This window comes from Synechococcus sp. H55.2 (genome assembly GCF_047462495.1).
In the GTDB taxonomy this organism is placed as follows: domain Bacteria; phylum Cyanobacteriota; class Cyanobacteriia; order Thermostichales; family Thermostichaceae; genus Thermostichus.
The window spans coordinates 1-6,587 of the sequence record NZ_JANSJH010000123.1; the positions used below are offsets into that span (position 1 = coordinate 1).

Annotated in this window: 8 protein-coding genes and 1 pseudogene; 6 read left to right on the forward strand and 3 right to left on the reverse strand. The window is 59.9% G+C overall.

All coding sequences use genetic code 11. The features are described from left to right. Nucleotides 1–50 precede the first annotated feature (50 nt). From NW844_RS11690 to NW844_RS11705, 4 genes are read left to right on the forward strand one after another with little or no spacing between them, the layout of a single operon-like run. The gene (locus tag NW844_RS11690; RefSeq protein ID WP_414335853.1) at nt 51–494 is read left to right on the forward strand and encodes a SufE family protein; all 444 of its coding nucleotides are present in this window, start codon (nt 51–53) and stop codon (nt 492–494) included. 13 nt (nt 495–507) lie between these two features. Continuing rightward, a complete protein-coding gene (locus NW844_RS11695) occupies nt 508–1,599 on the forward strand; it encodes a metal ABC transporter solute-binding protein, Zn/Mn family (RefSeq protein WP_414335855.1) in 1,092 nt (363 codons plus the stop codon). Next, a complete protein-coding gene (locus NW844_RS11700) occupies nt 1,596–2,372 on the forward strand; it encodes a metal ABC transporter ATP-binding protein (RefSeq protein WP_414335857.1) in 777 nt (258 codons plus the stop codon). Before NW844_RS11695 ends, NW844_RS11700 begins: the two co-directional genes overlap by 4 nt. 9 nt (nt 2,373–2,381) lie before the next feature. Next, nucleotides 2,382–3,218 (forward strand): metal ABC transporter permease, encoded by an 837-nt coding sequence (locus NW844_RS11705; RefSeq protein WP_414335859.1) that lies wholly within the window; start codon nt 2,382–2,384, stop codon nt 3,216–3,218. On the opposite strand, the gene NW844_RS11710 is transcribed toward NW844_RS11705, so the two are convergent. Next, nucleotides 3,215–3,970: a hypothetical protein gene (locus NW844_RS11710; protein ID WP_414335861.1), complete on the reverse strand. Its 756-nt coding sequence runs from the start codon at nt 3,968–3,970 to the stop codon at nt 3,215–3,217. The two genes, NW844_RS11705 and NW844_RS11710, sit on opposite strands and share 4 nt — an antisense overlap. Nucleotides 3,971–4,329: 359 nt before the next feature. Between NW844_RS11710 and NW844_RS11715 the strand changes: the two genes are divergently transcribed. Then, nucleotides 4,330–5,148 carry a DUF1350 family protein gene (locus NW844_RS11715; RefSeq protein ID WP_414335863.1) on the forward strand — a complete coding sequence of 273 codons (819 nt, stop codon included), beginning with the start codon at nt 4,330–4,332 and terminating at the stop codon, nt 5,146–5,148. On the opposite strand, the gene NW844_RS11720 is transcribed toward NW844_RS11715, so the two are convergent. After that, nucleotides 5,145–5,555 carry a hypothetical protein gene (locus tag NW844_RS11720; RefSeq protein WP_414335864.1) on the reverse strand — a complete coding sequence of 137 codons (411 nt, stop codon included), beginning with the start codon at nt 5,553–5,555 and terminating at the stop codon, nt 5,145–5,147. The genes NW844_RS11715 and NW844_RS11720 overlap by 4 nt on opposite strands. 232 nt (nt 5,556–5,787) lie before the next feature. On the opposite strand from NW844_RS11720, the gene NW844_RS11725 reads away from it, so the two are divergent. After that, nucleotides 5,788–5,997 carry a hypothetical protein gene (locus tag NW844_RS11725; RefSeq protein WP_414335866.1) on the forward strand — a complete coding sequence of 70 codons (210 nt, stop codon included), beginning with the start codon at nt 5,788–5,790 and terminating at the stop codon, nt 5,995–5,997. A gap of 206 nt (nt 5,998–6,203) precedes the next feature. On the opposite strand, the pseudogene NW844_RS11730 reads toward NW844_RS11725, so the two are convergent. After that, a pseudogene (locus NW844_RS11730) lies at nt 6,204–6,587 on the reverse strand (hypothetical protein); the annotation flags it as partial.

The following is a 6,587-nucleotide window of genomic DNA, read 5'->3' on the forward strand; positions in this document are numbered from 1 at the left end:
GCGTGCTACGATGACTTTTGATTATCATTCTCATTCAGGCAAGTGGGTTGATGCCCGAAGCTCTGCGGCAGATTGTGGGTCGCTTTCAAAAGGCCAGAACTTCTCGTCAGAAGTACGAGCTGCTGCTGGCCTATGCCAAGCGCCTGCCCCCTTTCCCCAATTCCCAGCGCACAGAGGAGAATCTCGTGCGGGGTTGTGCTTCGCGGGTGTGGCTGGCCACCGAGTTAAGGGACGGCAAGGTCTACATCCAGGGAGATGCCGATGCCCAGTTGGTCAAGGGCTTGGTGGCCATTTTGGTGGAGGGGTTGAGCGGCCTAGCGCCAGAGGAAATTTTGGGGGTTTCCCTGGAGTTTGTGCGGGAGATGGGCCTCAACTTCAGCCTTAGCCCTTCCCGCAGCAACGGCCTGGTGAGTATGTTTTCGCTGCTGCAGCAGCGGGCCTTGGCTTTCCAGGAGTCAGGCGCTTCCGACGCTGCTGTCTCTGTCGTCTTGTGAGGTATTAGGACTCATGGCTAATAACTCTCTGCGTTCGGCCCGACCCGTGCGATCGCTGGTCTCGCTGGTGGCGGCCCTCTCGGTCGGGATCCTGGGCGGCTTACAGATGCGCCAAGAAGAGTCCCGGGCCCAACGGGGATCCACCCCTCCGCAGGTGGTGACCACAATCCTGCCGATAACGCAATTTACCCGCGCCGTGGCCGGGGAGCGGGCCGAGGTGAAACCCCTGATCCCTCCCCAGATGGGGCCCCACGACTTTCAGGCTCGACCCGAGGATGCGCGCCTGCTGTCCCAGGCGGATGTGCTGGTGATCAACGGGTTGGGAATGGAGACCTTTTTGGAGGGATTGATTGCCAACGCCGGCAATCCGAAGCTGCGCATCATTGACAGCAGCCAAGGGATCCCGACTTTGCAGACCCAGGAGCCAGAGCATGGGCACTCCCACAGCCATGGCCATTCTCATGGTCACGGCCACAGTCATGGACACTCTCATGGGCACAGCCACGGCGAGTTGAACCCCCACATCTGGCTGGATCCCAGGCGGGCCATTCAGCAGGTGGAAAACATCCGCGATGGCCTCATTGCTGTCGATCCAGAAGGGGCAGAGACTTACCGCGCCAATGCCGCTGCCTTTATCGAGCAACTGGAAGCTTTGGATAAAGAAATCGAGCAGAAATTAGCTCCCTTCGCCGGCAGGAGCTTTGTGGTCTTCCACGACCTTGCCCCTTACTTTGCCGAGCGCTACAACCTCAAAGCGGAGTTCCTGGTGGAGATCCCGGAAGCCAGCCCCTCTCCGGAAGATGTGCGCCGGGTGATGGAGACGGTGCGGCAGTCGGGCCTAAAGACAATCCTGGTGGAGCCACAAGTGGGGAAGGACAACCCCTTTGAGGTCTTGGCCCGGGATCTGGGGGTACAAGTCCGCGTGTTCGATCCCTTGGAAACGGCTGGCCCAGAGGGGATCGAGCCGGAGTACTACCTAACCATCCTGCGGCAGAACGTGGAAAACCTGGTCTCCGCCTTCGAGAAAGAGAAGGCCTGGGTTCCCCTGCAGTTGCCCTTGGTGGGTCAGACTGCTCTCGAACACCTGCTGGCGAGGGGGCGATGAGCTTCCATTCTGGCGAGGTTGTCCTGCGGGTGGAGGGGCTGACGGTCTATCGGGGATCCCACTTGGCCGTGCAGAACGTGTCGTTTGCGCTAGAGGCGGGATCCCATACGGCCATTGTTGGCCCCAACGGCGCCGGCAAGAGCACCTTGGTGCAGGCCATCTTGGGCATCCTGCCGCGGCAGTGTGGCTCGGTTTACATCCTAGGGGAGCCGCTGCGTCTGTCGGGGTACTTGCCCCAGAAAGTGCGGCAGCAGCTTGCCTATGTGCCGCAGCGCTTGCACTTCAACCCCGCCATTCCCCTGACGGTGGCGGAGTTTGTCGCCCTGGGCTGGGGATCCCTTAGGCCCCGCTGGCCCTGGCAGCAGCGAGCTGCTCGGCAGGAGGCCGTCCAGAAAGCCTTGCAACGGGCCGAGGCTCTGCACCTGGCCTCTAAGCCCCTGGGTCAACTGAGCGGCGGCGAGCTCAAACGGGTGTTGTTGGCCTATTGTCTAGTCTGGCCGCGGCGGCTGCTGGTGCTGGACGAGGCCCCCGCTGGTCTAGATAGCCTCAGCGAAGGGGAATTCTATCGGCTATTGGAAGAGCTGCGCCGCTCCCTGGGCTGGGCCATCCTGCAGGTCTCCCACGACCTGGAGATGGTGTCCCGCTACTGCGACCGCGTGTTGTGTCTCAACCGCTCCCTGATTTGCCAGGGATCCCCTGAAGCGGCCCTGGCGCCGGAGATGCTAAGCCGCGTCTACGGCCCCGCGTTTGCCCGCTACATCCACCACCACTGAGGAGGGGCAATGCCGGAGACCTGGGCGCAGGTGGTGGAATGGCTGCAGCTGCCCTTCATGCAGCGGGCTCTCCTAGGCGGCATCCTGACGGGGGTGACGGGGGGGCTTTTGGGCAGTTTTGCCATCTTTCGGCAGTTGGCGTTTTTTAGCGATGCCTTGGGGCATTCGGCGCTGCTGGGTATTGTCCTGGGAGTGGCCCTGGGGCTGGATCCCACGGCGGTGCTGATGGTGTTTGGGGTAGTGTTTGCCCTGGGGGTGACTTTTGTCCTGGAACGCACCCAGCTTTCGGCAGATGCGGTGCTAAACATCATCTACTCCTCCTCCTTGGCTCTAGCCATCATTGGCCTCAGCCTGATCCCTGGCTACCGCGGCAACCTTAACCAGTTGCTATTTGGGGATATTCTCGGCATCAGCCTGCCGGCCTTGTGGATGAGCGGCCTGCTCCTGCTCTTGGCCCTGGGGTACATTGGGCTGACCTTGCCTGCCCAGATGCTGCTCACCCTGGATGAGTCGCTGGCGCGGGCGCGGGGGGTAGAGGGGGGCTGGCAGCGGTTGGCCTTTGTGGTGCTGCTGGCTTTGGTGGTGGCCCTGTCGATCCGCTCGGTGGGGGTGCTATTGGTGAGCGCTTTTGTGGTGATCCCCGCTTCGACGGCGCGGCTTTTGGGATCCAACTTTACAACGTATGTGTTGCTGGCCATGGGCTTGGGGGGCTTGAGTGCGGTGTTGGGGATCCTCCTCTCGGCTGCCTTCAACCTGCCCTCCGGCCCCAGCATTGTGGCCACCCAGTTGCTGTTTTTTCTCCTGGCTATGGCGCTCAAGGGGGCGCCGCAACTGCTGCGGCTCTAGCTGTCGGCCATCCCAAAAGTTCTTTCTGGCAGAAGCTGGCCGAACAGGCGGCGGTAGCTCTCCGGGAAAACCTGGCCCATGAGGGTGGGCTGCTCATAAACCCGCTTCAGGGTGTTGAGATCCCGTTTGGTGATGGTGGGCACCCGCAGCAGGCGGCGATTGCCGGTAGCCGCTGCATGGTGGCCGCCGTACATCAGATCCCGCGGGTCGGGGCTATGGCCCCACAGCCCCAGCCCATGGCCGATCTCGTGCCGGGCCACCGCCGTCACTTCTGCCAACCCCTGGCCTTCGGCAATGACGATGCGCACCCGCTGTTGCAAAGCTCCATTTGAGGCGAAGAAAAACTCAGGTCGGGCCGCCCCCACTACCCCGCCGCCGAGGGGGGGAACGCGATAAATGCTCATCCCGTAGAGGGCCTCTTCCTCTTTGGCCACCACCCGCATCGGGATATAAGCAGACCACTCCTTCACCGCCTGCTCCACAAAGGTTTTCCACTGGGGGTGATCCCCTTGGATGTAGACCGGGATCGGGTAGAAGGCCCACTGGGCGTAAACGCCGCCCGGCAGCAGCGGGTCGATCTCCTCAAAGTAATCTCCCGCCGACTTATCGTAGGTGTAGCGGGCCAGGCCAGGGGGCAGTCGTAGGCGTACCGGTTGTGGCAGTTCTCCGGCTTGGGCCTGGAGAGCCTCTATGTCAAAAAGATGCAGAACCGGCAGGGATGCTCTGCCCCCTACTGCCAGGGCGAAAAGCATTGCCCAGCCGACGATGCAAAGCTGTAGAACGCGCCGATGGATCAAAGCCGACTTCTACCTATCTCCCTACCAGGTTAGTGGCTCGGCGGGCAGGCGTCGATTTTCAACTGCGAAGTCTGCATCGCGATCCCCCACGACACCCCACCCTAGGCGTGCTGGAACTTCAACCTGAGGCAGGACGGAGCTTTGCTTGCTACATCCGCCTGGGGATCCCCATGTTTGGGCAGGATATCCATTAGCATGAGTTCCAGGGGCTGGCCAAACGGGACGCGAGGAACCGCGCGAAGTGGCAAAATCGGACTGCCGGGCGCCGGGTTGTGGGGAGAGCCCCAACAAAATCGCAGGTGAGGTCGCAAACCATGGCACCGACTTGGCAGACAGATGGGCACACTTGGTTTCTTCTGCCCGCTCAACCCCGTGCCGTAATTCACTTTCTGGGCGGAGCGTTTGTGGGAGCTGCCCCGCAAGTGTTCTACAGCCGCCTGCTCGAAGAACTGGCCCGCATGGGCATGGCCATTGTGGCTACCCCCTACAGCACCGATATCGATCACGCTCAACTGGCTCTCAATGCAGCCCAATCTTTGCACAGAAGCCTGCAAAGCAAAAATTTGCTAGGTCTACCCCTGTTTGGCTTGGGCCATAGCCTGGGCTGTAAGTTGCAGATCCTCTCTTGTCTGGCCATGGGATCCCAGCGGCGAGGCAATATTTTCCTGGCCTACAGCAACGCCGGGCTGGATCGGGCTCTGCCCTTGCTGCGGCTGTTGGCTCAAGCTTGGCCTCAACAACAACTGTCCGATCTGTGGCGGATGTGGATGGGATCCTCTTCGCCGCCTGTGAACCTGTGGTTGGAGTTCGAGCCTTCTCCGGCAGAAACCAATCGCTTAATCGAGGAGCAGTATCCGGTCAGCAACAACCTGCTCGTGGAATTTCGCCACGATGATATCGACGATGTTCCTCTGCTTTACCAACAGCTTTGCCGCAAGTATCGAAGTTACACAGAATGGCAACACTTGGAAGGGGATCACCTAACTCCGCTGGGTTTTAGCTACCCTTTCCCAGTTGGGGAAGAATTCAGCCCCATCGATGCTTTTGGACAGTTGATTTACCAAAGCTGGCTGGCCCCCAACCACCAGATGATCCGCAGCATTCAAGCCTGGCTATCCACCCACCTCGCCTAGTCAAGCCAGCTCAGATCGGAAAGCAGATCCAGATCTTGAGAGTGGGAAAAGGAGGAGTGCGCCTGGAGATGAAACAACATCTGTAGGGTGTCGCTCATGAGAAAGTAACAGGTCAAGACGCCACCGGCAGCCGCGGCCACCAGTGTCCCGGCCAACATGCGCGAGAACTCCTGACTCTGAAAAGCCTGCTCCATCAGGCGCAGGGCCCAGAATCCCAACAGGACAACAATAGCAAGGATGATCAACATATCGTAATCTATCGTAACAAGTCTGCTGCCCAACGGCCATTGGCAAAGTTGAATAAGAATATAAAGAACCTGGTTGCCCCTCATGCTCGATGACTCGGCGTCGGTGTGCAGAAGTGCCTGGATCTGTAGTCCTTTCCGGTTGGCCTTGTTGCGGGCCATGAGCACAAAAGGGATCCCGCCGGCGAGATCGCAGATCACCGACCGGTATCGTCTGGCTCCTCTGGGCCGGCAGTTGCTGCAAGATCTGGAGAGGAGTGAAGCGAGGATCTCCGCAAGCTGGGCAGAACAGGCTGACCTGCTGGCGACTGCTCTCCTGAGGATCCCCTACACTGGAGCTAATTTTCGATGGTCGCCCTGGAGGTGAGATGTGTTACGGCCAAAGTTGAGGCGTGTGCCCGGATCCCTGGCACTTCAACGTTCTCTTCAAGCTTCTTTGCAACAGCGCAGCCGGGCGATCAACCGTCGCCGCACACTGCTCTACCGCAGAACTCGCTTGCTCCACCGACGCAACTTGCCCCTTTACCTGCGCAACTTGCTGTTGCAGTACCGCACCAGCTTTATCTACAACCTCAAAGCCAGGCCCGTGATCAGAACTCGCTAGAGAATGTCGAGCTATCTTTTCACTCTCAGCGCAATAGTCTTCACAGCGCGAAAAATAGGCAGATGGCGATGGACATCGCCCTACCGGAAAAGCCTGGATTTATAGTCAAAAATTGTTCTCTGTAAGCCTTATCTCCCCCTTCCTTCTAAGAGAGAGGCTGGGCTCCCTCCGAGAGAAAAGAGTTGGAAGTGGGAGCCAAGCTAAGGCTACCGAATTGTGAAGCGGCCAACTCCTATCTTCTCGCCGTTGACCTGAACCTCGACACGGTAGCGCCCGGTGTAGGGTTGGCTGAAGCTGAGAAAGCCTTGCACCGTGTCGGCCAAGGGATCCCAGGGAAAATCAAACTTGCGGATCAGTTGCTCGCCCCCGGCTTCTCCGCCCTCGTAGTACCAAAGCATCTCCACCTGGGCGTTGGCAGGGAGGCTGCCCACCGGCAAGATGGCCCAGACTAGGGTATCGGTGGTCTTGAACTCGGTTGTGACCTCGCCAGGGCTGCCGTCTGCCCGACCTCGGTGCAGGCTGATCACGCTTGTCCCCGCCTCGTTTGGGGCCTTCTGGCTGTAGGCGCGGGCATCCGCTTGCGCTTCCTG